The organism is Geothrix sp. (genome assembly GCF_049292215.1).
Taxonomy (GTDB): Bacteria; Acidobacteriota; Holophagae; order Holophagales; family Holophagaceae; genus Geothrix.
On sequence record NZ_JBATQW010000081.1, the window covers coordinates 1 to 2,245 of the forward strand.

Here is a 2,245-nt window from a genome sequence, read left to right on the forward strand (position 1 = left end):
CTCTCAAGCAAGCTCGCTTCGGGGTCCCTGTGCATCTAAGAACTCCAGGTTTTGAAGATGTTCTTTTGGTGAGTCTGGTCGAATTGCGCTACTTCTGAATTATACGCAAATTCTGCTTCATCACTAGGAAAACAGGACACCTGATTCCAGTGAGATGACGGCAGGCGTGCGTGAAATCCCTGGCTGATGGCCGGTAGCCTCGTGGGTCCCAAGGAGGGCCCATGACACTTCCTGAACAGGAACCTCTGCCACCAGCGGTGAATCGGCTGAAGCAGCAGGTCCAGAAATGGCGGCAGGCGAAGGATGGTCAATTCTCGCTCACGCCTGACGCGTTCTGGGACGCCGCTGTCCCGCTCGCGGTGAAGTACGGGGTGTGCAGGATCGCTCGCGCCGTGGAACTGGATTACGGCGGCCTCCGGAAACGGGTGGCAGCACTGGCGGGAAAGCCGTCCCCTGAACCCTCGATCACTTTTGTGGAGATCCCAGCCTCTGGGAGGGCAGCGACGGGGCATCCCGCATCTGCCCCCCGTCAGAATCCCACCCCGGAATCTGGCCTGGTGATCGACATCTCTCGGCCAGACGGTGCCCGGATGCGGATCAGTCTGAAACCAGGCACCGACCTGGACGCTGCCGGGATTGTCGCAGCCTTCGTCGGGGGCGGCCTTTGATTCAGGTTACTCCGCAGATGCGGGTCCTCGTGGCGGTAGAGCCGGTGGACTTCCGCAATGGGATCGACGGCTTGGCGCAACTCTGCCGTGAGCGCCTTCGGAGCGATCCCTTCTCCGGCTGGGTGTTCGTCTTTCGCAGCCGGACAGGCCGTTCCATCAAGGTCCTGGTTCACGACCAACTGGGATTCTGGCTCTGTACGAAGCGCCTATCAGAAGGCCGGTTTCGGCACTGGCCGGAGGGGAATGGGGAATCGGCAGAGCTTCTGGCCCATGAACTCCAGGTGTTGATCTGCGCCGGGAACCCAGCAACGACCGGCGTTCCAGCCGCATGGCGAGCCTTCAAATGATTGATGCTCAACTCGTTTGTATAAAACAGTTGTACTTTTCTGGCTCGCATGCCAGAGTCGAGGACATGGGACGTTCGAGGCAGCGGAAACCGCATCCTTCCACGGCGCTGTCGGGCTGCGTTCCTATCGATGTCCAGGAAATAGAACTGGCCACCCTCTACGGCTATGTCGCCAAAGCCGAAAGGGAGCCATTGAATGCCGTTGAGGCCAAGGCCCTGCATGCATCCCTCCAGACCTTGGGCGTCCTGATGGAGGAATTGAAGCGCAAGGGGACCACCCTCCGGCGCCTCCAGGCCATGCTGTTCGGATCCAGTTCAGAGAAGACTGACGACGTGTTTCCTCCCGGAGCACCCGAGCCTTCCGTTCCGGGAAATACCCCGGGGCCGGAAGCCTCGGCCAGCCCGGAACCGTCTGGAGATAAGCCTGACGAGAAGCCGAAGGCCAAGGGCCATGGGCGCAACCCCGCCTCCTGCTACCACGGCGCGGAGCAGGTCCAGGTGCCACACCCGGATCTGTCGGCGGGGGACTCTTGCCCGGAGTGCCCCAAGGGGAAGGTCTATCCCTTGGCCAAGCCCGCCGTGCTGGTGCGGGTGGTGGGCATGTCACCCCTCTCGGCCAAGGTGGTGGAGTTGGATCGCCTCCGCTGCAACTGCTGCGGCGAGGTGTTCAAGGCTCCGGCCCCGGAAGGGATGGGAGAGGAAAAGTATGACGAGACGGCCACGAGCATGATCTCCATGCTCCGGTATGGCGCAGGCACGCCCTTCTACCGCCTGGCGAAGCTGCAAGCGGGCCTGGGCATTCCCCTCCCGGCGGGAACGCAATGGAAGTTGGCCCTGGAGGCGGCGGGCCTCCTGGAGCCTGCCTTCCAGGAACTGATTACCTGGGCGGCCCAGGGGGATGTGATCTACCAGGACGACACCACCATGAAGGTGCTGTCCCGGCCCGACCTCATGACCAGGGGCACGAAGCAGCGCAAGGGCGTCTACACCTCCGGGCTCATCTCGAAGGCAGGCGAGAACTGGGTGGCCTTGTTCCTCACGGGCATGAACCACGCCGGGGAGAACCTGGCCGAGGTGCTTCGACGCCGGAAGGGTGAACTCGGCAGGCCGATCCAGATGTGCGACGCCGCCGCAGCCAACACGGCGGGGGACCTGGATACCATCGTGGCCCATTGCCTGGCGCACGCCCGGCGGCGGTTCGTGGACGTGGCGGAGGATTTCCCCGAGGAGT

At 62.8% G+C, this 2,245-nt stretch carries 3 protein-coding genes; all 3 read left to right on the top strand.

Translation table 11 applies throughout. The features are described 5' to 3' along the window. Positions 1-221 precede the first annotated feature (221 nt). Positions 222-668 carry a hypothetical protein gene (locus WAS25_RS14115; protein ID WP_422313202.1) on the top strand — a complete coding sequence of 149 codons (447 nt, stop codon included), beginning with the start codon at positions 222-224 and terminating at the stop codon, positions 666-668. A gap of 17 nt (positions 669-685) precedes the next feature. Next, a complete protein-coding gene (gene tnpB, locus WAS25_RS14120; RefSeq protein WP_422313204.1) occupies positions 686-1,015 on the top strand; it encodes an IS66 family insertion sequence element accessory protein TnpB in 330 nt (109 codons plus the stop codon). Positions 1,016-1,080: 65 nt separating this feature from the next. After that, positions 1,081-2,245: IS66 family transposase (locus WAS25_RS14125; protein WP_422313206.1), on the top strand; the 1,165-nt coding region annotated here is incomplete at its 3' end.

Excerpts from the sequence above, each read along its gene's own strand:
- WAS25_RS14115 (WP_422313202.1), top strand. The coding sequence starts at position 222 with ATGACACTTCCTGAACAGGAACCTCTGCCACCAGCGGTGAATCGGCTG.
- tnpB (WP_422313204.1), top strand. The coding sequence starts at position 686 with ATGCGGGTCCTCGTGGCGGTAGAGCCGGTGGACTTCCGCAATGGGATC.